This window comes from Nitratireductor luteus (genome assembly GCF_026162365.1).
In the GTDB taxonomy this organism is placed as follows: Bacteria; Pseudomonadota; Alphaproteobacteria; order Rhizobiales; family Rhizobiaceae; genus Chelativorans; species Chelativorans luteus.
On the sequence record NZ_JAOANW010000012.1, the window covers coordinates 131400 to 155118 of the forward strand.

Sequence of the window (23719 nt, forward strand, 5' to 3'; positions counted from 1 at the left end):
CAGAGGAACCCGGAATGAAACACACACTCAAGGCAATTGCCGCAGCCGCCGTGATGGCGTTTGCCGCCAACGGCCAGGCGCTGGCGCAGGACAAGACCAAGGCCTGCTTCATCTATGTCGGGCCGATCGGCGATTTCGGCTGGTCCTATCAGCATCACCAGGGCCTGCTGGACGTCGAGGAGGCGATGGGCGACGCGGTCGAGACCGCCTATCTGGAGAGCGTGCCGGAAGGCGCGGATGCCGAACGGGCCATCGAGCGCTTCGCGCGGTCGGGCTGCGACATCATCTTCACCACCTCCTTCGGCTACATGGACCCGACCAACAAGGTCGCGGGCAGGTTCCCTGACGTGAAGTTCGAGCACGCCACCGGCTATAAGCGCGAGCACCCCAATGTCTCGACCTATAATTCGCGCTTCTACGAGGGCCGCTACATCCAGGGCGTCATCGCTGCCAAGATGTCGGAAGCCGGCGTGGCCGGCTATATCGCCTCCTTCCCGATCCCCGAGGTCGTGATGGGCATCAACGCATTCGTGCTCGGCGCTCAGTCCATCAACCCCGAGTTCAAGGTGAAGGTGGTCTGGGCCAATACCTGGTTCGACCCGGGCAAGGAAGCCGATGCGGCCAAGGCGCTGATCGACCAGGGCGTCGACATCATCACCCAGCATACCGATTCCACCGCGCCGATGCAGGTGGCGGCGGACCGCGGCATCAAGGCTTTCGGCCAGGCTTCGGACATGATCGAGTTCGGCCCCGAAACCCAGCTCACCTCGATCGTCGACGATTGGGGGCCGTACTACATCGAGCGGGTGAAGGCCGTCCATGAAGGCACCTGGGAGCAGGTGGACGTTTGGGCCGGCCTCAAGGAAGGCCATGTCGTGATGGCGCCGTATAAGAACATGCCGGACGACGTGGCAGCCCTGGCCAAGGAGACGGAAGAGAAGATTCGTTCCGGCGAGTTCCATCCCTTCACCGGCCCCATCAAGAAGCAGGACGGTTCCGATTGGCTGGCCGAAGGCGAGGTTGCCGACGACGCCACGCTGCTCGGCATGAACTTCTATGTCGAGGGTGTGGACGATCAACTGCCGAACTGACCCGAGGCGCATCCGGTGTTGAAGAAGGGCGGCCTCTGGCCGCCCTTTTTGCTGACTGCGGTATCATGCTGACATCATCCTGACATACTGCTGTCAGTAGCGCTCTGCTACATCAGGGCCGTTCGACGAGATGGAGACGGCAATGCTGACTTTCTACCATGCACCCTGGTCGCGCTCATCGGCGATTTTCTGGTTGATGGAGGAACTGGGAGTGGATTATCGGATGGAACTGGTCGACATCCGCGCCGAAGGCGGCGTTCCGGAGGATTACCGGGCGATCCAGCCCAACAAGAAGGTGCCAGCCATCGATCATGATGGGGTCGTGGTCACCGAGCGGGCGGCCATTGCCATTTATCTTGCCGACACCTTCCCCGAGGCAGGCCTTGCCCCGATGATCGGCGACCCGGCCCGCGGACCGTATCTGACGGCGCTGGTGCATCACGACGCGGTATTCGATCCGGCGATCTGCGCCAAGGTTCACGGGCTCGAATATGTGAGCAATGACTATCCGTTCGGCCTTTATGACGACCTCATCGCCTATCTGGAACGCCGGCTTTCGGAACAGCCCTTTGCCGCCGGAGACCGTTTCACCGCGGCCGACATCCTGCTCGCTGCAGGCATCGGCTACACGATGAATATTTTGAAGGGCCTGCCGGACAGGAAGATGTTTCGCGATTATCTGGAGCGGACGACCGACCGGCCCGCTTATCATCGCGTGCAGGAGAAAGACGCGGCGATGGCGGCCGAGATACCGGCTCTTCAGCGGATGATGGCCCAGGTCAAAGGCACTTGACGGCACAGGGCGTCATGCCCGGGCTTCGGCCACCATATCCTCGATGAAGCGGGGCAGGGCGAAAGCGGCCAAATGGTGGGCGGGTGTGTAGTAGCGCGTTTCGATGCCCGCCATCCTTGCTTGCAGTCGATCCTTGTCCACCTTCAGGAGATCGTCCTCGTCGGCAGCCCAGCCCAGCGTCATGTGGCCGCCGAAATAGGTGGGCACGCTGACGAGGAAGCAGGTGGCGACCGGAAACACCGAGGCGAGGCTGCCGAAGCCGGCAACGAATTCGCGGCGCTGCAGGAAGGGAACCCCGTTCTGGGTGACGGCGATACCACCGGGCTTCAGGATACGGCGCAGATCGCCGTAAAAGCCGCGCGTGAAGAGTGCCGCGCCCGGGCCGGTCGGGTCGGTCGAATCCACGAGGACGACGTCGAATTTCCGCGATGTGCCGGCGGCAAACGCCGCGCCATCGGCGATCTCGACCGTGAAGCGCGGATCATCGAAGACCGGTGCGTTGAATTCCGCAAAATGCCGGCGCGAGAACTCCACCACCGACTGGTCGATCTCGATCTGCGTCAGCGAGCCGACGCGCTCATGTTTGAGCGCTTCTTCGGCAAGGCCGCAGTCGCCCCCGCCGATGATCAGCACGTCGCGCGGGTCCGGATGGGCGGCGAGGGGAACATGCGCCATCATCTCGTGATACATGAACTCGTCCGCGCTGGTCACCTGGACCGCGCCGTCGAGCACCAGCACCTTGCCGAAGAGACGATTGCGGATCAGCACCAGGCGGTGGTGGCCCGTCGCCTCGTCGTGCAGCACCTCGTCGGCGGTGAAGCTCAGCCGCACGCCTTCATGCAGCGTCTCCGAAACGGTCGGCTTTTCGCCACTCACGCTTCCTTGCCCCTGAGCAATTCCTTGACGTCGATCCGGCCCGGCCTGAATGCCTCCTGGAGCACGTTGATACAGCGCTCCGGCCGGGCGTCGCCACACATGAATATGTCGAGCGCGGCATAGGCACGTTCAGGCCAGGAATGGATCGAGATGTGGCTTTCCGCCAGCACGGCAACGCCGCTCACGCCGCCATTGGGCTCGAACGGGTGCAAATGGATATGCAGCAGCGTCGCGCCGGCCGTTTCCACGCAGTCGATCAACGTCTTCTCGATATAGGGCAGATCGTCGAGACGTTCCGCGTCAAACAGATCGACGATCAGATGCGAGCCGGCGCACAAGACGCCGTCCTTCTCGATGAAGTGATCCTTGTCGGCGCAGGCCTCGGCGGCGTGCGTCTTGTCGCTTTCTTCCGTTTGGGCGGGGTTCAGTTCAACTGAATCCATCCCCAATTGGAAAAGGGCGTCGTGCACCATGGCGTCCCCTCCAACCAGCAGATGTGACCTGAAACATTCAGGAGCGAACCGAATATAGGCATGAGGGCCGATGACGCAACCCACGCATTTTTCGCATGCCGGCAGATTTTCGTGAACCTAACGCCCAACCGGCGCGACACAGCTTTGTAAGGCCGCCGGAAAGGCGGGCAACATCCAAAGAGGATAAGCAAAATGAAGTTCAACCGATTGATACTCGCCACGCTCGCCACTGCCGTCTCGCTCAGTGCGTTCGCTCCCACATCCGCCGGTGCCGTGACCTTGCGGAAGTGTCCCGACGGCACGGTGGTCGCCGATTCGGAGTCGTGCCCGAAGGGCAAGACCCCACACGGGCCGAAAACCGGCCCGATGCAGTTTGGCGCCACAACCCTCGCCGCGCCGAGCGGCGCGAACACCCATGGCAACCCGGCGCCGAAACCGGACGACAGCACCGAGAAGTGGCGCGATTATATCAACGGCAACAAGAAGCCGCCGATCCGCCCGAAAGGCTGAACGAGGAATACCGTGCCGGTGGCTTGTCCGCCGGCACGAACGCACCCATGCCGCGAAGGCCGGCGCGTGGGCCTACTTGATCAGTATGATGAAAGCGGCCACCGATGAAGCTATGGAAAGGCCGGTAAGAGTAACGAAAGTGCGGGCCCGATCGAAGAACATCGCGTATCCCGCGAGCCACGCCGCCGTCGCAGCGCCAAGCGCGAACAGGAAGGCGTCACGCTTGTCGAACGCTATCCCGGCAGCCATCAGACCTCCGATGATGATCGCGCCGAAAGTGACGATGATGGCCGCAGCATAGGCGTCGTATTTTTCGTTCATTGCTGGTCCTTTCGCGCGGGGAGCCTCTTTGGCATCGCAGGCAACTATAACGCGGCAGGTGGGGTCCGGATGCGCGCCTTTCCCCTTGTCCGCCGATTCAACACAACAGACATAGCCAAGATTCGTTTCGAGGTCAGCCCTGACCGGTTTAACAGCGAATGTTATCTCAGCCGCCTCAGCGGTCCTTCACGATAATCGGACGATAGATCACCATGGGCTGACCCCAATGATCCATCTCCGCCATCTGCGCCCGGCGCGCTGCCCGGCGGTCGAGTTCAATGCGTTGCAGGCATCCGGCAAAGGCATCCGTTCCTGGTTTGAAGCCGAAATCGCGGCATTCCTGTTCATCCATCGCCCGTCGCTCCTCCGGTGTCATGGTCGCGCAACCCGTGACGAACACGAAAAACCCGAGAGCGAGCAGCGATCGGTAACACATGGATAAGCCTCCGACGATTAAGGGGCACATCACTGCCACGATAAGGCGGCGCATTTTAGGCTGGACCGCCGCGCCGCGGAAGTGGAGGAAGCCGCCTGGCAACGGGGGACGACTGGACGATCGAGGTGTTGGTCATTGCGTAGGGGATGATCAGGTCGATCACCCTTTCCATGTCGGCAACCGAGGCGAGGTTGGCGCGCGCCAGAAAACAATCCTCACCCGTCACCCGGTCGCATTCCGTTATCTCCGGGATGTCCCGAAGGATCGCGGCCACCCGCTCCAGTTCTCCGGGAACCGGACGGATCCGGACATAAACCGAGATAGGAAATCCCATCGCGGCTGGCGAGACGATTGCACTGTAACCAGTGATGACGTTCGCTTCCTCCAGCCGTTTGATGCGCTCGGCGACAGTCGGGGCGGAAAGGCCAACGGCACGGGCCAGTTCGGCTGTCGTGACCCGTGCGTTGGCGACCAGCATCTCCAGTAGGGTCGCATCGACGCTATCGACGTCTCCATTTTTATAATTAAGACGTTTCATGCGTATAACCTACGGAAAAGCAGGAATAATGCCGAATCTGTCGTGATTGTATCATATGTTTTGCGCTGTCAGCCCTTCATATTGCGAGCAAGAAGGGGAAGCGGCATGCCGACTGATATCGCCAATGTCACCGGCTTAAACCGCGCTGCCGGGGCCGTGCCACCGCACGCATGGTTCGCTGTCAGCGCAGTCTTTCATTATCTTGGACCGTCATTCGCTGTCCTCCTGTTTCCGGCGGTCGGTGTGCTCGGGGTGGCGTGGTTCCGTGTTGCGTCCGCGGCGCTCGTCTTCGCGCCCTTAACGAAGCCCTGGCACACAATCCGCAAAGCGGACAGGCGAGGGCGGCTGCTCCTGATCGGGCTGGGCGCGTGCCTTGCGGTAATGAACACGTCCTTCTATCTCGCGCTCGACAAGCTGCCGATGAGCCTTGTTGCGGCAATGGAGTTCGTCGGCACGATCGGCGTGGCGGCCTACGGCTTGCGGACGGCCAGAAATGCTTTCGCCCTGGTTCTGGCCGTCGTCGGCGTCTTCATTCTGATAGACGTGAAATGGACGACCGACCCGCTCGGCCTCTTCTGGGCCGCGCTGAACGCCGCGTTCTTCGTCGGCTATATCGTTCTCGGCCACAGGGCGGCCAAGCGCGGGGCCAGTGGTGGAGTGGAACGGCTGGGCGCAGCTATGGCGATTGCGTTCGTGATCCTCATGCCCATCGGATTTGTCGAGGCGGTGCGGGCCTTCGGATCCGTTACCCTTGTGGCCGCGGGAATCGGCGTCGGCATTTGCTCCTCGGTCATTCCCTATGTGTGTGACCAGTTCGCCATGTCACGCCTGCCGCGCGCCTCATTCGCGTTGCTGCTCGCGCTGCTTCCGGCCACTGCCACGGTGATCGCCGCGCTCGTCCTGGCGCAAATACCGACGCTGCGGGATCTGTTTGGCATTGCGCTGGTCATTCTCGGGATAATGGTTCACCGGCCCAGCCCATAGCTGCACTTCATGGAATGGACGAACCAGATGCACGGATTCGCAATTAACCCGGCTCGCTGGTTCTGTTTCAGGTCCTGATAGACAACTGCTGCTGACTCCGGCGATCCATCATGTAGGGATCGTCCCACTTTTCCGCTATATCATTCATGAATCGCCCCTAGGCTCATAGCATTGTGTGAGCGCGGAGGTGCATTGCCGATTGCTGCATTTCCAGACTCAAAGTAGGATGAATTGTAGGACGGCACTGCCTTCCTAACAAAATATTGTTTTATAGCAGGAGGTTAGGAGTCCTGTTGGCGGAGGGAGTGGGATTCGAACCCACGGTGGGCTTGCACCCACGCCGGTTTTCAAGACCGGTGCCTTAAACCGCTCGGCCATCCCTCCGGCATTTATTTCGTTAGCTCTTCTGGTTGATGGCGGCGCTGAATTTGGCCGCTTCTACCATTTTGCTACCGAATGCCTTTTACGGCTTCGGCTTTACCGCGCTCCGGATCGCAGCGTCAACCTGTTCCGCGGCATCTGCCTGCATTCCCGGCATAACGTGGCTGTACAGATCCAGTGTGATGCCGATGGTGGTGTCAGCGCTTCGCCATCGAAGGCAACGGGCAGTAGCAGGATGCTGCTCCGTAGCCAACCAGTACGGGAACTCGCATCTTGCGACTTTCGAAGCTTCGATGCTAGGAAGCAGCCGGGGTCGGATTGAACAGCAGGGAGTGGGCCCCTTAGCGTCATCTGACAAGGAGCACTACCTGATGAATGACCGTGCCCGGCCAACGTCCAACTTCGAATACTACAGCGATCCGCTGCCTCATCTAGTGGCAGATGCGATGCTTCCGAAGCCGGTCTTCGAGAAGGTGCGCTTCCCCGACGTGCCCGTCGTTCCTGGAGTACGCACGGGGCGCATGATCGCGATTGGTGAGACGCTCTGGGACGATGTCATGGCCCAGCCGGGCTGGTCGGAACTCAAGCAGCAGTTTCTCGGCGAAGAGTTCGTGCTCGACGTTCTCAAGCGCTTTGCGCCGGATTTGCGTGCCCGCGGCTGTCTGGTCGACCCTGAACGGGCTTATCTCGATGGTTTCGTCGAAAACAATGAACTAAGCAAAGCGTCGAAGTTAACCGATTGTGACGATCCCAACGCGCTTTTCGTCCGCTTCGATTTCCAGGCGGGAAGAGACACGTACGCCAAAAACGTGCACTGCGATCTGTCACGGCGCGTCGTTGGTGGCGTCCTCTTCTTTTCCAGTGCCACTGAACAGGGTATGGAAGGCGGCGAGTTTGCTCTTTTCCGCGACCTGAAATTTGCCGATGATCGTCGGTGCCATGAGCCGAAGGTTGAAAAGACATTCCCTGCTGAAGGTAACAAGGCCGTGCTGTTCCTGAATGGGAACGATGGCTTCCACGGACCATTGCCGATCAAATCTATCGCGGGTGAGCGGCAATGGATCTACTACGCGATCTCAAGCCACTGTGACGTTTGGCCAACTGGTGAGCAAAAGGGGAATGGACGAGATCGAAAGCCTCTCCAGTCGAACCAAAACAGCAAGATGCTGCCGGTCCCTGATCAAATGGCTTCGATAACGCCATCGCTGAAAAAGCAGGATAAGGAAATCGCCGAGGCGCGCGAGCAGATCGGCAAACTTAAAGCAGATCTCGCCAACGCCAACGCCACTGTCGAAGCAATGAAGGCATCAACGAGTTGGCGACTTACGAGGCCAGTGCGCTACCTCCGCCAATTGTTTAGCCGGTAGCTTTCGGCCAATCTGTCGAGAGTCACACACCCTAGCCGTATCAGCCGAGTTGCGCTGTCTGCATTCACATAACCGGGAGCGCGGCTGGCTGGTAGCCGAACAGTTCGAAGTCTCGCTGATAGTATTCTTCGACAAAATTCCTAGCTCGCTCCAAATCACCGACGTTGAACGGGTGTGACGGATTGAGCTTGGGAAGGGGCTTTGCTGCCAGCCCAAGGGTGCCACAGATCTCGGGCTATTCCTGGCCAATCGTCTCAAAGCGGAAGACATGGGACACGGCGACAGGCTCGTCGCCCAGATTGACATATTCATGCTGCGGTCTGGCGTGCGGTGCCATACCCTCGATTTTCACTCCTCCGCTTGGCAAAATTGTTTCCAACTGAACATCGGCCTCTATTGCGGTGATGAAGTCCGGCACGCTGTTGATGTTCTGCATGTAGGGGATATTCTCTTTTCTCCCCTGCATGAAGCGGTATTGCGAAATGAAACGGTCCAGCGGATGTCGGACAAAGCAGAACGAGCGGTACCTTCGAAAGGTCTCTTCGCCTACGCGAGAGACAAACTCAGATACGGTCTCATGGAAGCGGCCTTCCGGATGGCTCAGCGGATGCTGGTGCCTGGAGCCTGTCTTAAGGCGCGTTCACGACGCTGTTTCCGGCAGTCTTCCTAATGTGGAAGAAAATCACTGGCGGTTCATCGATTATGAGCATCTGCGGTCCGTAACTGTCATTAAAAACGGTGGCACCATAGCCGCCCGCCTGAAGTAGGCCAATCCCCGAAACTGAAAGGACACCCCCGTGTTCGACGAACCGACCGTTCGCGCGGTCGAGCACTTTGCTGCGCGCACGAAAACCGAATCCGCCGCTTGGCTGGCCGCTGCTAACTCATCTGCCTGAAGTGCTGATAACGAGCACGAAGAACGCGGCGAAGACCATGCCAGCACAGATGATTGGAAACGGTATCAATCGGCCCGTCACAAGCGACCGCCAGAGCTGCGGGATGAATCCACCCATTTCTACTGTCTCCCTCCTGATCCAGCCCCACCGCACCGCTTTGCGTCTGCGTGCTGGCTGATCAGCCCAAGCCCAAGACGATCCTACCAGACAAAATCCTAATCAGAAGGAAATCACAATGGACCGCGCCGTGCCCCCCGGCGCGGCGCTTTTGCTTGAGTTTATCTATGTAACCGAAACGAGCAAGACGCCGCCGGAATGCTATGACGTGATCTACGCGCACAAGCAGGACCGCCTTCCCAAGCCGCTGACGAGGATGACGGTTCGCCGGCGTGGTCTGGATCATCGGCGAGCGGCGAAAGTATCGCGATGCGCAGCGGGACATCGTGTCGACGATCACGGAGGCCGGTGTGTGATGGCCGGCGGCAACGACCCTCGCTTCTGGGGCCACTCGTCCCCCGCATTGGCCTCGGCGTTATCGGCTGGCTCGTCTGGAGGTGCATCTGATGTTCACAATCATCGCCAATGCGCTTGGCATCAACCGGGCTTTCGTCTGGATCGGCGCGGCCGTGCTCGCCGGGGCGGTCTGGGGCGCCTATGCGTTCATCAAACACCGGGGCGCCGACGAGGTTGCCAGCGCCTCCCTGTCCGGGACCATTGTCTATTTCTGGGACGTATTCATACGCGCCTTGCGCGGCATCTAGATTCGTAGACAGCAGAGACTGGATGTCCGCGTATGGACGAGACGGAACAAATTGTTGCTGCAGCGGAAGCCCCTACAGTGTTCCATGGTCTTCCCCGGTGAGAGCACGAACTGAACCTGCCGGGTTCCAATTCGTTTACAAAACATGCCTGCTGTCGAAGCCTTGCCTCTGCCGATTATCGCCACCGTTTTCTTTGGGGCAACCGTGGTAATCGTGTTCGCCGGCACCCACGTAGCCCGGATAGCGGATCAATTGGCCGACCGTACCGGCCTTGGGGAGATTGTCGCCGGAGCACTATTCGTCGGCGCCAGCACGTCGCTTCCGGGAGCAATCGCCTCGATCACCGCGGCCGCCCAAAACCACCCGGGTCTGGCCATTGGCAACGCATTGGGCGGTCTCACCGCGCAGACTGCCTTTCTAGCGGTCGCGGATCTCGCCTATCGACGGGCAAATCTGGAGCACGCGGCAGCGAGTGTAACTGGTCTGGTCCAGGGAGTCCTACTGGTGACACTCCTCACTATTCCTCTGATTGCGGCTTCCGAGCCGCCGATCATTATGTGGGGCATTCATCCCGCCTCGCTCCTCACCTTCCTGGTTTATGCGTTCGGTATCAGGCTGCTCGGCCGGATTCGCGATGAGCCGATGTGGCGGCCGGTCTGGACGGCACAAACGAAAGAGGAGATTTCTGACGACAAGCCGGAGGGTAGAGCCGAGTCAACGATCTCCCTTTGGCGCGGCTTCGCTGTCTATGCCGTCTTGACCGCAGTGGCCGGCTTCACCGTTGCGGAGGCCGGTATCGCCATCGTTGCGAAGACCGGCATTTCGTCGACAGTGATAGGTACCGTCTTCACGGCGATTGCGACTTCGCTTCCGGAGCTGGTGACGGCCATTGCCGCCGTAAGAATCGGTGCCGTCAGCCTCGCCGTCGGGGACGTTATTGGTGGCAACGCTTTCGAGGTCCTATTCCTTGGCTTTTCCGACATGGTCTACGAAGGATCCATCTACGCCGAGTTCACTCCAGACGATTTCACGACCGCCCTGATCGCGATACTTATGACGGGCGTCATATTACTGGGCCTACTCAGGCGCGAGCGCAGCGGCTTCGCTGGCATTGGCTTCGAAAGCACCATCGTGCTGGTTCTGTACGCTGGCTCGCTGGTTCTCGTGATGACATGAACGCGCAGCAAATGCGGTTGGACCCGATCTTACGCTATAGCGACGCCTCGACCAGCCGTGTCTTCGCCTCCACCGACCACTACCGGTGCGGACGCAGCGGCACGAGCAGGTACGCGGCGCCGGCACGCTCGGCCGGTGGGCCTGGAGGATCGGCATCGGCGTGGTCACGGTCGCCGGCTGGATCGTCGGCGCCTACACCTATCTGACCGGCCGGCCGCCGCCTTAAACGGGCATCAGTGAGGCTTTTGAGCCTTACTGACCAGTTCCCAAGGCAGCAAACCATGTCCAGAGAAGTGCCACCAGGGCAACGGCGATGACGAGGACCATAGCGCCGACCCATGCCGCCATTCGGTATCTCGCATTAGCGCTGTCTTGATTGTTTTTAACGTCCCGCAGTGAACTCATCCGTACGCCTTCGGCGTAGGCCGTCTTTCGGGCTCTTGGTCTTTGGCTTAGTGAGCTGTCCTTATGGACGACCATAAGGACAGAGCGCGGATTGAGGTTTTGACGGTCTCGGACAGAGGCCGTCGGCGACGCTGGGCGACTGCTGAGAAGGTGCGGATTGTCGAGGAGAGCTTTCGGCCGGATGTTTCAGCCAGCGAGATTGCACGGCGGCATGAGATCTCCCGTTCTCAGCTTTACGAATGGCGGCACAGATATCGCCATGGTCTGCTTGGTGATGCTCCGATCTTTTCGCCATTGATCCCGGTCGCGGCGGACGAGGGCCAGGCTCACTTGTCCTGTGATGCGGGTTCATTGCCCTCGAGCGCGTCGGAGCAGCCGGCGCTGGTCATCGATATGAAGGAAGGCCCGAGCATCCGGGTTCCCTCCGGTTTCGATATCGATGCCGTTGTCCGTCTGGTCAGGGGCCTGGAGAGGAAAGGGTGATTGCCTTTCCCGCAGGAGTGAAGGTGTGGATCGCCGGCGGGGCGACCGACATGCGCCGCGGGATGAACACGCTGGCGCTGCAGGTACAGGAGGGATTGGGGCGCGATCCGCATGCAGGGGAGATCTTCTGCTTTCGCGGTCGGCGCGGCGATCTGGTGAAGCTTCTATGGCATGATGGGGTGGGCATATCGCTGTACAGCAAGCGGCTCGAGGCGGGGAAGTTCATCTGGCCGGTGAGCCGTCCAGGCGATGCGGTGTCGATCTCAGCGGCGCAGCTTTCTTATCTTCTTGAGGGCATTGACTGGCGCAACCCACGTTGGACACAGCGTCCCGCAAAGGCCGGATAAACCTCTTTCATAGTACTGTTTTTACTGGGCTTTTAAGCTCTGGCATGGTAGGCAGACGCCATGTCAGACGGCGCTTCCGAGATCGACAGATTGCGAACTGAACTTGCCGCCTCGCAGGCCCGTGCCGAAGCGGCCGAGAACGCATTGGCGCAGGCGCACGCGACCGTGTCCTGCTCGGAAGCGATGATCAAGGAGCTCAAGCTTGAGATCGCCAAGCTGCGGCGCGAACACTATGGCAAATCCTCCGAACGGCATTCCCGGTTGATCGACCAGTTGGAATTACAGCTGGAGGAGTTTGAAGCCGCCGCAACCGAGGATGAGATCGCGGCAGCTAAGGCGAGCTCCGGGATTACGACCGTCCGCACCTTCACGCGTCGCCGCCCGGCGCGCAAACCATTCCCCGAGCATCTGCCGCGCGAGCGGGTGGTTGTTGAGGCACCTGCGGCTTGTTCGTGCTGCGGTTCATCGCGCATCGTGAAGATGGGCGAGGATATCACCGAGACGCTGGAAGTGATCCCGCGCCAATGGAAGGTCATCCAGACGGTGCGCGAGAAGTTCACGTGTCGGGATTGCGAGAAGATCTCGCAGCCGCCGGCTCCGTATCACGCCACGCCGCGAGGATGGGCAGGCCCGAACCTTTTGGCCACCATTCTGTTCGAGAAGTTCGGTCAGCATCAGCCCCTGAACCGGCAGGCCGAGCGCTATGCCCGAGAGGGTGTCGACCTCAGCCTTTCGACCCTGGCCGACCAGGTCGGGGCATGCGCCGCGGCGCTGGAGCCGATCCATGCGTTGATCAAGGCTCATGTTCTTGCCGCCGAGCGACTGCATGGCGACGACACCACGGTGCCGCTGCTGGCTCGGGGCGGGACGAAGACTGCGCGATTGTGGACCTATGTGCGCGACGACCGGCCCTTTGCCGGCGGAGCCCCACCGGCGGCCCTGTTCCACTTCTCGTCAGACCGCGAGAAGGTACACCCGAACCGGCATTTGACCGGCTGGCAGGGCATCCTGCAGGCCGATGCCTATGGCGGATATAACGACCTCTACCGGGACGGGCGCGAACCGGGACCGATCACCAGCGCGCTGTGCTGGAGTCACGCGCGCAGGAAGTTCTTCGTGCTCGCCGACATTGCCGGCAATGTCCGCAAGGGCAAACCGGCCCATCAGATCTCACCGGTCGCGCTGGAGGCCGTGAAGCGGATCGACGCGATCTTCGACATCGAGCGCGGGATCAATGGCATGGAGGCCGCGGCCCGTCTTCAGGCGCGCCGGCAGCTTTCCGCTCCGCTGGTCGGCAAGCTCGGCGACTGGCTCAAGGCCGAGCACGCGCAAATGTCGAAGCACAATCCTGTCGCCAAGGCGATCAATTACATGTTTGAGAAGGACCGCTGGGCGGCCTTCACCGCCTTCCTTGAGGATGGCCGGATTTGCCTCAGCAACAATGCCGCGGAAAGAGCCCTCAGAGGTATCGCCCTCGGCCGCAAGGCGTGGCTCTTCGCTGGTTCTGAACGCGGCGGGCACCGCGCTGCTTTCATGTACACCATGATTATGACGGCAAAACTCAACGCCATCGATCCACAGGCCTGGCTGGCCGATGTCCTGGCCCACTTGCCCAACACGCCCCTGTCGCGCCTGCCCGACCTGCTCCCATGGAACTGGCGGCAGAACGCTGCGCAGCAGAAAGCAGCCTGATGGCGCGCGTTACCCACGTCTACAGCATCGACTACGTCGCAAAGACGATCGGCGAGAGCCTCGAACTGATCGAGGTGGTGAGCTGCAACGCCGATAACATCGACTATGGCGAGATGATCCACGTGTGCGACGGAACCGAGGAGGGCCTCACCACCTTCACGGATCGCGGTATCGAGAACTTGCAGGAGTTCCTGGCCGACGTCCGAACCTGGACCGGCGGAATCCGCCAGTTCCTGATCGACCAGCAATGCGAACCCGATCTCATCGAACGCATCATGGCCAACGAGAAGAAAACCTGACGCCCCACGGCCTACGCCGGATGGTTACACTCATCCGACCGCCCTCATTGCACGTTCGAAACACCAACGTCCGTTACGGGGCGTAGTATACCATGAATCCTGAGACAGCGATGATCAGTATGACTGCGATCAGGAAGATCTGCAGGAAATGGATTCTCATGACCGGCGGCTTTTTCAGATTCATGGTGTCTTGGCAAAGTGCCCCTCTGAGCTTGCAAACGGGGGGCCGAGCTTATGGTTCCATCTTGCGCGTCGGGTAGATCGAGGGGCGACAAAGCGACGACGCGGCGGTGCAGCGGCAAATTCTCAATACGCTGACCCCGCGAAGATATCGCGACGTTGAAGGCGCAGCGCCCATGAACTGCGCAGATGCTATGACACATCGGCGCGCTATTCGTCGTAGGCGCTACCGGCGCCTCGCTGTCCGGGACCATCGTCTATTACTGGGACGAGTTCATACGCGCCTTGCGCGGCATTTAGATTCGTCAGATAGCAGAGAATGGATGTCCGCGTATGGACGAGACGGGACCAATTTTTGCAGCAGCGGAAGTCCTTGTGACGGTCCTAGAAGCAGTGACAGCCAGGGACGGTTCGTGGCTCAGCGCCTCGTCGTGAAGAAGGCGCGACTCAGGACCCGTCTTGGTCTCTAGTTGCTGAAATTTTGTCGCCGCTCTCTTCCGTCGCTTTTAGGAGTCCTAATTGAAGTAGAACAAGCGCCCGACGGGCAGTCTTCAACGCGGTTTCTGCCTGAGTGGTTGTCCCCTCCTTCTTCCGCAAGATCATAAGAGCCGCGTGGAGGGCTTCGTAAGCTTCCTGGTCTGAAAGTTTGCCATTGCTCATCGACAGGAAAGGTAGCAGCGCGACGACTACAGCGGAAGCGTGCAATTTCGAACTGGACTTGAAACCTGTGGATGGCCTTCCGTACTTCTCCTTCCCATTGCCTGTTCCAGTTTCGTCAACCGTCGATTGTCAGTTCCGGGATGAGTTCATACAGCTGTTGAGCGCATGTAGCGCGTTGCCGCCTTGACGCACAAATTTCCGTGCTGGCCCGACTGCTGGCGATGTTTTTACTTGCAATCGAAGGTGATCGGAGGACGCTGTTTGTCGCATTTTAAGAAAACTCTTATAGTCTAGATAGCCAGAATCTATTAATATTTGTGAGCATGGCCGGAATCTGGTTTCTGCCAAGCAACAATATTCGGAGGTGACATACTATGTTCAGTGGTCTGTTGGGCGGGATTCTCTCGCCTGTTAGTGGGGTCGGCGTCGGGCTGAAGCCCGTTACCGACACGGTTCAAGGCGTGGCCGATACTGCAGGGGGAATCGGAGACCAGCTTTCTCCGGGGTTCACTCACTGGGGCGCGACGACGGGCAACATTTCCGGCACAAGTGGTGCCGTGGAGGATCTTCTTTCCGGCCTCGGAGAGGGCAGCATCAGTTCCGCGGGCATGGACGTGTATGACGACGTGTTTGCTCCAGGAGGCATCATCAACAACCTGGGTGATGGCTATGGCCTCGGACTCGAGGGCCTGCTTGGCACTGCTCTCGGCACGGTAGATGGCGTGACCGGTCCCGGTGGCGGTTTGCTTGACGGTCTTCTGAGCTAAGCGCATCCGTAGAGCGCGCAATCTATCCCGCTGGCCCCACGGCTGGCGGGGTTTTTATTGCTTCCGTGCAGGCTCGATCTCGCCGGCCTCGAGCAGTTGCACGGCTTCCGAGGCCTCGTCATCATCGAGGTCGGTCAACGGTCCGTCCGCACGCCCGATGCCTGCTGTCCGTCTGCGGACATTCCTCGTGCCGCGATCGGGCTCCATCTTGAGCAGTTCGTGGAAATCGATTTCTTTGCCCTTCGCGCAGAGCTTATCGGCCCGCTTCTTCGCCGCGTTGAACACGGCCTGCTTGGAAGATGGCAGGCCCCAACGGACCCGGACAAGCTCACGCTCGCCGTCCGGCGCATTGCGGACGATCGGCGCCGGCTGATCCAGATAGACTTATATCGACGGCTCGAGGTTGTCGGACAAGTCGCGCAAGGCGCGCGTGAAAGCGATGATCTCCCTCTGCGCCGAGGTGAGGTTGTAAAGGTTGCACATGCTGAACGACCCGAAATCTAGGCTCAGATGGGGTATTCGGCCTGGTGCCTGGACCCTGTCATTGAGCTTGGTATGAAGGCGGCGCTGCGCTCCTGGCTGATGGTAAAACGTGGTCTGCACGCAACAGCTACAAGCATCAGGAAAGGAACGCAGCATGAAGCATTATGCCGGGCTCGACGTGTCGGTGAAAGAGACGTCGGTTTGCATCGTTGATGAGACGGGCAAGATTTGCCGTGAGGTGAAGGCTGTCAGCCATCCCGACGATCTCATTGCGGTTCTGAAGACTTCTGGGTTGCAGATCGAGCGGATCGGGCTTGAGGCCGGACCTTTGTCGCAATGGCTGTTCGAAGGTCTGGCCAGGGCCGGCTTGCCGGTGATCTGCATCGAAACCCGCCACACTAAGGCGTTTCTCAAGGCGCAGCCGAACAAGAGCGACCGCAACGACGCCCGCGGCATTGCCCAGATGATGCGCGTGAACCTGTATCGTCCGGTGCATGTAAAGACGCTGACCAGTCAGAAGCGCCGGGCATTGCTAACGGCGCGAAAGCTGCTGCAGGAAAAGGCCCTGGCCATCGAGAACGACATCCGCGGCTTGTTGCGTAATTTCGGCCTTAAGGTCGGCGTGGTCGGAGCGGTGAAATTCGACGCGCGCATCCGCGAACTCGTCGAAGGATATTTAGAACTGGCTGAAATTATCGAGCCGCTGCTTGATGCGCGCCGGAAGCTGCGGGAACATTTTGCAGTTCTGCATCGCAAACTTCTATTGATCGCCAAAAACGATGAGGTTTGTCGGCGCTTGATGACGATCCCCGGTGTTGGTCCCGTCGTGGCGGTAGCCTATACCGCCACCATCGACATTCCACAGCGGTTCAGAAACTCAAAGGCGGTAGGTCCGATCCTGGGGTTGACGCCTGTACTCAACCAGTCCGGCGAAAGCCACCGCGTTGGTCGCATCTCACTGTGTGGGGACGGCATGATGCGAACGTTGCTCTATGAAGCAGCGCAGGTACTTCTCACCCGGGTCGCAAAGTGGTCCTGGTTGAAAGCCTGGGCGATGAACGTCGCCAAACGGCGTGGCGCCCAAAAGGCCATTGTGGCACTCGCTCGCCGACTCGCCGTCATCATGCATCGTATGTGGAGTGACGGCACTGAATTCTGCTGGACAAGGGAACGCATCCCAGCAGCCATCTGACCAGTCTGCAAACACGGAAAAACAAAGTTCCGCCGACCAGTGGAAAGATGTCCTTCGCGGGACGATGGGTGAGGTGAGTTCGCAATAGGTCCGGTACCGGTCCACATACCAGGATCAGGACGCGGCTCAGATTGTTCCGCCTCATCCTTCCGACCCCATCAAGGGAGGGCTCGCGGGCCCATCCCGAAGAGAAGCAAGACCCCGCAAAAGACATTGACGCGGTGAATTTGGTGCAGTTCGAGTGCGCTTGACTTCCACACGCCGAATAGAGAAGGACCTATTAATTTTCTTGCGGATCGGTTTTCGGTCTGATTCACAGTCTTCATTGAAGGAGGCCCTGATGAGTGATTTGTTTCTGCTGAGCGAGCGCCAGATGGCGCGGATATCGCCGCATTTTCCGCTGTCGCATGGCGTTCCGCGGGTTGACGACCGGCGGGTGGTGAGTGGCATCGTCTATGTGATCAGGAACGGGCTGCAGTGGAAGGACGCACCGAGCGGGTATGGCCCGCACAAGACGCTCTACAACCGCTTCATCCGCTGGAGCCGGCTCGGAGTGTTCGACCGCATCTTCGCTGCGCTCGCCGGCGAAGCGCCAGAGCCCGAGCGCATCATGATCGACGCCACCCATCTGAAGGCCCACCGCACCGCGGCGAGCCTGCTTAAAAAGGGGATGTTCCCCGTCGTATCGGGCGAACGAAAGGCGGGCTGAACTCCAAGCTGCATGCCGTTTGCGACGCCGAGGGCCGGCCGCTGGTGCTGCTTCTGAGCGAAGGGCAGATGAGCGACCACAAGGGCGCCAGGCTCTTGCTCGACGTGCTGCCGCCCGCCGACAGCCTGATCGGCGACAAAGGCTACGACAGCAATTGGTTCCGAAACGCGCTTGCCGACAGAGGCATCGAGCCCTGCATCCCGCCGACCAAGAGCCGCAAGCAACCGATCGACTACGACAAGGGGCTCTACCGACAGCGCCACAGAATTGAGAACATGTTCGGCAAGCTCAAGGACTGGCGACGCGTTGCCACCCGCTACGACCGATGCGCCCACACCTTCTTCTCGGCAATCTGCATCGCCGCTGCCGTCATCTTCTGGCTTTGATCAATGAGTCCTGAGCCTAGGCCCTTGCGCTGAGCGTAATCATGCCGATGGCGACAATCGCCAACACGATTCCAGCGGTCTGGATTGGTGACAAGCGTTCGTCGAAGATCACAAGAGCGATGATGTTGACCGCGACCAGTTGGATCACGGCCGAGAGGCTCAGCGCGACTCCCATTCCGACCTCTCGAATCAGCCGAAGCATGATCAGGTTTCCGAGCGTGTAGAGGGCCAAGGTGAGCCCAAGCCAAAACCAACTATTTTGTGACAATGCCCAGGCCTTTGCGGAACTGGCGGCAGCCAGAAAGGCCACAGTGGAGGCGCCAATGAGCGCGAGGTTGGCGGGGTTCATACGGCGACATCCTAATCTGACGCTTCATTGGAACTTCAGGCAATCGGCACCAGACCGTTCTTGATCTTCGCCTATTTCGATAGATGGTCAACTGCACCATAAAATTTCCCGTCCCGGCAGCCACACGGCAGCATAGCTTCCCTCAGCAGGACTTCACCGGCGGGTCTTCCCAAAGAGAGAGACGTCAAGACAGCAGCGCTGACCAATCCGTGCTCAGGGGATGGTCTGCGCGTACAGTCATTGAAGCCTCCACAGGAAGCTTATCCTATCCAGATCTAAATGGAGGAGTTGCGTGTGTTCTTTTATGCTCTGATTTGGCGGGCTGCGGCGAGGCCAGTCTACGGCGGTGCTTGCGCTGCGGAAAGATGGTACCCTTCCATTACTCCTGACGCAGGAGCTTTGTGGAGGAATGGTGATGGAGTTGTTTTCGATACGGCGCCGCAGCGCTTGGGCCGATGCATCGGAACTAGAAGCGACCGCGGCCAAGTCTGCCCGCATTGGCGATGAAGAAATGTCGGACCGGGTGCGGTGGATCCGATCCTACGTCGTGTCTGAGTCGGACGGGCGCTTGGGCACGATCTGCATCTATGAAGCGAAGGACATGGAGTCTCTTCGGGAGCATGCAAACCGGGTAGGGATGCCCGGCGATGAGATCGAGAAAATAGCCGATACAGTGATCATAAGACCCGATCCCTAAAAGACGGCTGCTGCTGAGGCCTAATGGGGCCGCTTATTTTTACGGCCGGCCGCGGAGACGTGGCCGCCCATTTTCTTGGCCGTTGGGAGGCCTCGGATATCCCGGCTTTTTACGTGGTTGCCGAGCGCGCCCGCCGAAAGGCGAAGGCCCCTAGTCAACAAGGCGGGCCGGACAACGTGTATCTGCCGGCAACATCGTCTAGGGCGTGGTTGCGCTGGCGAAGTCGTCGGTCGACGACACTGCGAGCGTACGCGTCGATTTCCCTAGCTCGAATTGTGGAGGCCGGTAGCCTCATTGGCTGAATTGCGCGCAGGGCACGTAAGCGAGCAATATGCGCGCTTGCACGCCGGGTGCAAAGGGCCGCTGAGACTGGAATATGGCCCTCTGTGATTGGGGAAGTGCAACGGCCTGATACGACTCGACAAGAAGATGCGAGCCGTTGGGGCCGCTCCGCTAGAATGCTCCTAGCTTTGCCTCATGAGGGTGCCGTTCCCCCGCTGCCGCCGGCTGCGGCACTCTCAGCGGCACGTAGGTACTCAACCCGACCTCCCGCTTTCAGTGCACAGCATCGCGTTCCGGCTGCTCCGGTGGCCGGGCGTCATCTTCTTCAGGTGTTGCTGAGCAGGACGAGGCGTATATGCGCATTCGGGCGCATGCGTTGAAGGGCAATCTCAGCCCTTCCGCCGCTCTTTCTTGGCTGCTTTCCGCGCCGCATACCGAGCGTCACGAGCGGCTTTCTGCTCGTTCAACAATAGGGCCTGGCGTTCTGCCTCTTCAGCCGCAAGAGCCGCAGCGGCGTTGGCTTCTTCCAATTCTGCAAGTCGTTCGGCTTCCACGATACGAGCAGCCTCTGCCGCCAGTTCCGCTTCACGAGCCTTCTTGGCCTCCCTTTGCGCGGCTATTCGTGCGGCCCTCGCTTTGGCCATTTCATCCCGTGCTGCTTTCCGTTCAGCAATAGCGGGGTCGCTGGCTGCCGCTAATGCCCTCTGCATCATTGCCTGTTTCGCTGCTGATGCATCGCTCTGCCGCTGTTTAAAGTCCGGGGATTTGTTGGCGCGCATTCATTCTCCGATTGTGGTGATGGTGATTTTAGGGATTGCGCTCAATGGCGCCTTTCCACGTCAAAACTCTCGCTCTCCGGAACGCAGCCGGTATGGCTAAAGCTATCGCAGACCAGAGGGAAGAGGCGAAGAAGCTGTTTAGACGGGTTTCAGGTTTGGCTCCAGGGAATATTTTGAATTATTTACGGTTCCATCGACCCAGGGAGGGAAGGGCGAGCACCGTGAACAGCCAGCGAACATCTTGCTACCATTTTGCTACCGAATTCGGTAGCACGAGCGGATACAAATTAGGACAGTGCAGTAAGTTTTTGGCGTAAGTAGATGATAAGGCAGGATACACCACAACAGACGGGCACGGGAAGTGACGGGCATAACCGAATTTCAAGACGGTGCCTTAAACCGCTCGGCCATCCCTCCTGCGCTTTCCTCTATGCGCGCGGCGCCATTTTTTTCAAGCTGGGCGCGTCGGCGAAGCCGGAATTGTGGCGAAAGGTGCCGTCTTGCACATTTTCGCCCCACTTGTCCGACATTAAGATTCACCTCGTGCTAATGTTTTCATGCACATTGATGGGGTAGGGGCGTGGCCGAGGGGCAAGTGCCGCGCTCTCCGGTTCGGTTTCGGGGCCGGCACCACCTAAGCAGCGCCATGCGTCTTTTTGAATGCCATGGAATGCTGTAACTACATGGAATCATGCGCGGTGCTTTCTGAGGATCGGTTTCGATTCTCAGGCCAATGCTTTAGGACACGCTGATTATCGGGGAACTGCACAAGATGGGGACGATGAAAAGGTTGAACGGTGCCAGCTTTCGGCTTGCCTTGCCTGCCGTTCTCGCGGTTTCCTTCATCGTTTCTGGCTGCGCCACCCCCGAACCCAAGTCCAAGGTCGGCAAGTCAGCCAGCAGGGAATATTTCGCCGAATCGAAATACGGGGTGAAGGCCAGCCCGCGCATCACGGCCGTTGCGTCGAATCTGCCGCGCGGTGGAGGGCGCTATCAGGTCGGGAAGCCCTACCAGATCCGTGGAAAATGGTATTATCCCAAGGAAGACCCCGATTACGCGAAAGTGGGCGCCGCTTCCTGGTACGGCGACGCCTTTCACGGCCGCCTCACCGCCAATGGCGAAATCTATGACATGACCAATTTGACGGCCGCGCATCCCACCATGCCGCTGCCCAGCTATGCGCGGGTCACCAATCTAGACAATGACAGCTCGCTGATCGTCCGGGTCAACGACCGCGGGCCGTTCCACGGCAATCGCATCATCGACCTTTCCAAGCGTGCGGCGGAGTTACTCGACTACACCTCTTCGGGCATCGCCAAGGTCAAGGTCGAATATGTCGGTCCGGCGCCGATCGAGGGCAGGGACGACCAGTTTTTAGTGGCCTCATATCGTCCCGGCGGGGACGGAGCCGATCCGCTTTCGGACGGGCTGCCGCCTGGCGTCATGATCGCCATGAACGGGCCGACACCGACCCAGCAGATGAACGTGGCAGCGAACGCCTTTGCAAGCCAGCCGGCAATGGCCACGGGGGCGACCACCGAAGGTGGCAATCTCCTGCCGCAAGTGGGGCCGCTGGTTCCCGACCGCCCGATCGCCGGGCCGCTACAGGGCACCGATATCGCCCTCCTTTCCTATGCGGACCAGAGGGTGAGCACTGCCGCCGGCATGTTCGATGACGTCGTCAAGCGGCCCGGTATCGCGGAGCCGTCCGGGCCCTATATCAATCTCGGCGTGTGGACCACCAAGGCCGATGTGGCGCGCCTTGAGGAACGCTTGTCGGACCTCGGGACGATCCATGTCAGCAAGACCGGCGGGGAGGGCGATGCCGCCTATTCGCTGGCGCTGATTCCCTCGGATGCGAGCGATCTGGACGCGATGCTGCGTGCGGCCTGGCAGGCCGGTGCGCCGGACGCCTTTGCCGTGCGCAACTGATATGCTCGCAGGCCAGGCAAGACGGTTGCAGGTGGACCGTCGGCCAATATAACCTCCTCCCAAGCGGAAACCGGTTCTAGAGGCTTGTATTTCGACCGGAATACATAACGAGCGCTCCATCTCCTGGTGTATCCGCGTTTATTGCGGTCTTAGGTAGTTCTACCTGACTGCTAAAGCCGAAGAGGAACTTGGCGTGCTGCGCGGGGCGTTCTCGATATCGATCTGCCTGCCGTTCGTGATCCTGATGCTTGTCGGGCAGGTTCACGCACAGATGTTCGAGACCAAGGCCAAACGAGCTTTCATGGTCGATGCCGAGACCGGCACGATACTCTTTTCGAATAGCCCCGACGAGCCGTTCCCTCCCGCCTCGCTGGCCAAGCTGATGACCGTGGAAGTGGTTTTCAACGCGCTCAAATCCAGCAGGCTGTCGCCGGAGGAAGCGTTTTATGTGAGCGAGAATGCCTGGCGAACGGGCGGCGCGGTGTCGGGCACGTCGACCATGTTCGCGGAGGTCAAGTCCTCGGTTCCGCTGGAAGCGCTCGTCCAGGGTGTCATCGTGCACTCGGCCAATGATGGCTGCATCGTCATCGCCGAAGGCATGGCGGGCTCCGAGGAAAACTTCGCGCGCATGATGACGGAGCGGGCCAGGACACTCGGCCTCGATACCTCGACTTTCGTCAACTCGACGGGTCTGCCAGCCGCCGGGCAGGCGGTCACCGCACGCGAGATGACCCAACTGGCCTTGCATATCTGGCGCGAATATCCCCGGTACTACGGCTATTTCGCGCAGCCGGATTTCGAATGGAACGGTATTCGCCAGCGTAACCGCAATCCTCTTTTACCCATGAATATCGGCGCCGATGGACTGAAGACGGGGTTCACGGAAGAGTCAGGTTACGCCATCGTCGCCTCGGTGGAGCGGGACGGGCGCCGGCTTTTCGCAACGCTGGGAGGCATGGAAAGCGAGACGGAGCGGGCCGAGGAGGCGCGCAAGATGCTTGATTGGGGTATGCGCGGCTTCGAGAGGCGTGAGGTGTTCGCTGACGGCGACATCGTCGGCGAGGCGAGCGTCTATGGGGGGGCCAGAGGCGCGGTAAAGCTCCGCGCGAAAGGAGCACTTTCCATATTCGTGCCGACTACCGAGCCTGAACGCATGATCGCGCGCATCGTCTATCAGGGGCCGGTCAAGGCGCCGGTCGAAAAAGGCGCGGAAATCGCCAAGCTGCAGATATGGTTCGATGAAACGCTCAGCCAGGAGACGCCCCTTTATGCTGCCGAAACCGTTGGCCAGGGCAAGCTGCATGAACGCGCGCTGGATGCGGTCGGCGAATTGCTGGTTGGCTGGATGCGCTGATCTGATCTCCGTTGTTCCCCCGTATAGTCTGCTTTTTTCCGGGCGCATGAACCGGATGCTGTGCGTTGAAGGAATGGACCTGTGAAGGCTGGGCTACTAAGTAGGGTGGCATGAGCACA

Annotated in this window: 26 protein-coding genes, 1 tRNA gene and 1 pseudogene; 17 read left to right on the top strand and 11 right to left on the bottom strand. The window is 59.8% G+C overall.

Going from position 1 to position 23719, the window contains the following annotated elements:
• Positions 1–14 precede the first annotated feature (14 nt).
• Complete coding sequence (locus N1058_RS17135; protein ID WP_265518818.1) at positions 15–1091, top strand: BMP family ABC transporter substrate-binding protein; 1077 nt, start codon at positions 15–17, stop codon at positions 1089–1091.
• 142 nt (positions 1092–1233) lie between these two features.
• Positions 1234–1884: a glutathione S-transferase family protein gene (locus N1058_RS17140; RefSeq protein WP_265518819.1), complete on the top strand. Its 651-nt coding sequence runs from the start codon at positions 1234–1236 to the stop codon at positions 1882–1884.
• Between the two features lie 12 nt (positions 1885–1896).
• Here the strand turns inward: N1058_RS17140 and speE are convergent, their stop codons facing one another.
• Positions 1897–2760, bottom strand: a complete 864-nt coding sequence (speE, locus tag N1058_RS17145; RefSeq protein WP_265518820.1) for a polyamine aminopropyltransferase — start codon at positions 2758–2760, stop codon at positions 1897–1899.
• Entirely contained in the window at positions 2757–3233 is a 477-nt protein-coding gene (gene speD / locus N1058_RS17150) for an adenosylmethionine decarboxylase (RefSeq protein ID WP_265518821.1), read from the bottom strand. Before speD ends, speE begins: the two co-directional genes overlap by 4 nt.
• 192 nt (positions 3234–3425) lie before the next feature.
• On the opposite strand from speD, the gene N1058_RS17155 reads away from it, so the two are divergent.
• Positions 3426–3743 (top strand): hypothetical protein, encoded by a 318-nt coding sequence (locus tag N1058_RS17155; RefSeq protein ID WP_265518822.1) that lies wholly within the window; start codon positions 3426–3428, stop codon positions 3741–3743.
• Between the two features lie 72 nt (positions 3744–3815).
• Here the strand turns inward: N1058_RS17155 and N1058_RS17160 are convergent, their stop codons facing one another.
• From N1058_RS17160 to N1058_RS17170, 3 genes are all read right to left on the bottom strand, one after another.
• Entirely contained in the window at positions 3816–4064 is a 249-nt protein-coding gene (locus tag N1058_RS17160; RefSeq protein WP_265518823.1) for a hypothetical protein, read from the bottom strand.
• Between the two features lie 175 nt (positions 4065–4239).
• Positions 4240–4500, bottom strand: coding sequence for a hypothetical protein (locus N1058_RS17165; protein ID WP_420848005.1), 261 nt, complete (start codon positions 4498–4500; stop codon positions 4240–4242).
• 55 nt (positions 4501–4555) lie between these two features.
• Entirely contained in the window at positions 4556–5038 is a 483-nt protein-coding gene (locus N1058_RS17170) for an Lrp/AsnC family transcriptional regulator (RefSeq protein ID WP_265518825.1), read from the bottom strand.
• A 105-nt stretch (positions 5039–5143) separates the two neighbouring features.
• On the opposite strand from N1058_RS17170, the gene N1058_RS17175 reads away from it, so the two are divergent.
• Positions 5144–6022 carry an EamA family transporter gene (locus tag N1058_RS17175; protein ID WP_265518826.1) on the top strand — a complete coding sequence of 293 codons (879 nt, stop codon included), beginning with the start codon at positions 5144–5146 and terminating at the stop codon, positions 6020–6022.
• A gap of 294 nt (positions 6023–6316) precedes the next feature.
• On the opposite strand, the gene N1058_RS17180 is transcribed toward N1058_RS17175, so the two are convergent.
• A tRNA-Ser gene (locus N1058_RS17180) sits at positions 6317–6406 on the bottom strand.
• Between the two features lie 368 nt (positions 6407–6774).
• Here N1058_RS17180 and N1058_RS17185 point away from each other — a divergent pair.
• A complete protein-coding gene (locus N1058_RS17185) occupies positions 6775–7770 on the top strand; it encodes a 2OG-Fe(II) oxygenase family protein (RefSeq protein ID WP_265518827.1) in 996 nt (331 codons plus the stop codon).
• 235 nt (positions 7771–8005) lie between these two features.
• Here N1058_RS17185 and N1058_RS17190 read toward each other — a convergent pair whose 3' ends face one another.
• Together N1058_RS17190 and N1058_RS24250 are read right to left on the bottom strand one after the other, a co-directional pair.
• Positions 8006–8206 (bottom strand): hypothetical protein, encoded by a 201-nt coding sequence (locus N1058_RS17190; RefSeq protein ID WP_265518828.1) that lies wholly within the window; start codon positions 8204–8206, stop codon positions 8006–8008.
• A gap of 42 nt (positions 8207–8248) precedes the next feature.
• Positions 8249–8374: pseudogene (locus tag N1058_RS24250) on the bottom strand (sulfotransferase family 2 domain-containing protein); the annotation flags it as partial.
• A gap of 855 nt (positions 8375–9229) precedes the next feature.
• On the opposite strand from N1058_RS24250, the gene N1058_RS17195 reads away from it, so the two are divergent.
• The 7 genes from N1058_RS17195 to N1058_RS17225 all read left to right on the top strand — a co-directional run bounded on the left by N1058_RS17195 (position 9230) and on the right by N1058_RS17225 (position 15436).
• Positions 9230–9427, top strand: coding sequence for a hypothetical protein (locus tag N1058_RS17195; RefSeq protein WP_265518829.1), 198 nt, complete (start codon positions 9230–9232; stop codon positions 9425–9427).
• Between the two features lie 144 nt (positions 9428–9571).
• Positions 9572–10603 (top strand): sodium:calcium antiporter, encoded by a 1032-nt coding sequence (locus N1058_RS17200; protein ID WP_265518830.1) that lies wholly within the window; start codon positions 9572–9574, stop codon positions 10601–10603.
• A 468-nt stretch (positions 10604–11071) separates the two neighbouring features.
• Entirely contained in the window at positions 11072–11491 is a 420-nt protein-coding gene (gene tnpA / locus N1058_RS17205; RefSeq protein WP_265518831.1) for an IS66-like element accessory protein TnpA, read from the top strand.
• Positions 11492–11514: 23 nt separating this feature from the next.
• Positions 11515–11838 carry an IS66 family insertion sequence element accessory protein TnpB gene (tnpB, locus tag N1058_RS17210; protein ID WP_420848006.1) on the top strand — a complete coding sequence of 108 codons (324 nt, stop codon included), beginning with the start codon at positions 11515–11517 and terminating at the stop codon, positions 11836–11838.
• A gap of 60 nt (positions 11839–11898) precedes the next feature.
• Positions 11899–13530, top strand: a complete 1632-nt coding sequence (gene tnpC / locus N1058_RS17215) for an IS66 family transposase (protein WP_265518833.1) — start codon at positions 11899–11901, stop codon at positions 13528–13530.
• A complete protein-coding gene (locus N1058_RS17220; protein ID WP_265518834.1) occupies positions 13530–13829 on the top strand; it encodes a hypothetical protein in 300 nt (99 codons plus the stop codon). Before tnpC ends, N1058_RS17220 begins: the two co-directional genes overlap by 1 nt.
• 1214 nt (positions 13830–15043) lie before the next feature.
• Entirely contained in the window at positions 15044–15436 is a 393-nt protein-coding gene (locus N1058_RS17225) for a hypothetical protein (RefSeq protein WP_265518835.1), read from the top strand.
• A 54-nt stretch (positions 15437–15490) separates the two neighbouring features.
• Here the strand turns inward: N1058_RS17225 and N1058_RS17230 are convergent, their stop codons facing one another.
• Positions 15491–15721, bottom strand: coding sequence for a hypothetical protein (locus N1058_RS17230; protein WP_265518836.1), 231 nt, complete (start codon positions 15719–15721; stop codon positions 15491–15493).
• Positions 15722–16073: 352 nt separating this feature from the next.
• Here N1058_RS17230 and N1058_RS17235 point away from each other — a divergent pair, with 352 nt between their 5' ends.
• Together N1058_RS17235 and N1058_RS17240 are read left to right on the top strand one after the other, a co-directional pair.
• Positions 16074–17111 (top strand): IS110 family RNA-guided transposase, encoded by a 1038-nt coding sequence (locus tag N1058_RS17235; RefSeq protein ID WP_265518837.1) that lies wholly within the window; start codon positions 16074–16076, stop codon positions 17109–17111.
• A gap of 340 nt (positions 17112–17451) precedes the next feature.
• Positions 17452–18206, top strand: a protein-coding gene (locus N1058_RS17240) for an IS5 family transposase (protein ID WP_265518838.1) whose coding sequence is annotated in 2 segments (ribosomal slippage) — positions 17452–17785 and positions 17785–18206 — 756 coding nt in all. Because the reading frame shifts where the segments join, the coding sequence is not laid out codon by codon here.
• 16 nt (positions 18207–18222) lie between these two features.
• Here N1058_RS17240 and N1058_RS17245 read toward each other — a convergent pair.
• The gene (locus tag N1058_RS17245; RefSeq protein WP_265518839.1) at positions 18223–18555 is read right to left on the bottom strand and encodes a hypothetical protein; all 333 of its coding nucleotides are present in this window, start codon (positions 18553–18555) and stop codon (positions 18223–18225) included.
• Positions 18556–18970: 415 nt separating this feature from the next.
• Between N1058_RS17245 and N1058_RS17250 the strand changes: the two genes are divergently transcribed.
• A complete protein-coding gene (locus N1058_RS17250) occupies positions 18971–19252 on the top strand; it encodes a nickel-binding protein (RefSeq protein WP_265518840.1) in 282 nt (93 codons plus the stop codon).
• Positions 19253–19923: 671 nt separating this feature from the next.
• Here the strand turns inward: N1058_RS17250 and N1058_RS17255 are convergent.
• Positions 19924–20313 (bottom strand): DUF6481 family protein, encoded by a 390-nt coding sequence (locus N1058_RS17255; protein ID WP_265518841.1) that lies wholly within the window; start codon positions 20311–20313, stop codon positions 19924–19926.
• A 781-nt stretch (positions 20314–21094) separates the two neighbouring features.
• Here N1058_RS17255 and N1058_RS17260 point away from each other — a divergent pair.
• Entirely contained in the window at positions 21095–22246 is a 1152-nt protein-coding gene (locus N1058_RS17260) for a septal ring lytic transglycosylase RlpA family protein (protein ID WP_265518842.1), read from the top strand.
• Between the two features lie 244 nt (positions 22247–22490).
• Positions 22491–23600 carry a D-alanyl-D-alanine carboxypeptidase family protein gene (locus N1058_RS17265; RefSeq protein WP_265518877.1) on the top strand — a complete coding sequence of 370 codons (1110 nt, stop codon included), beginning with the start codon at positions 22491–22493 and terminating at the stop codon, positions 23598–23600.
• The last annotated feature ends 119 nt before the right edge of the window (positions 23601–23719 follow it).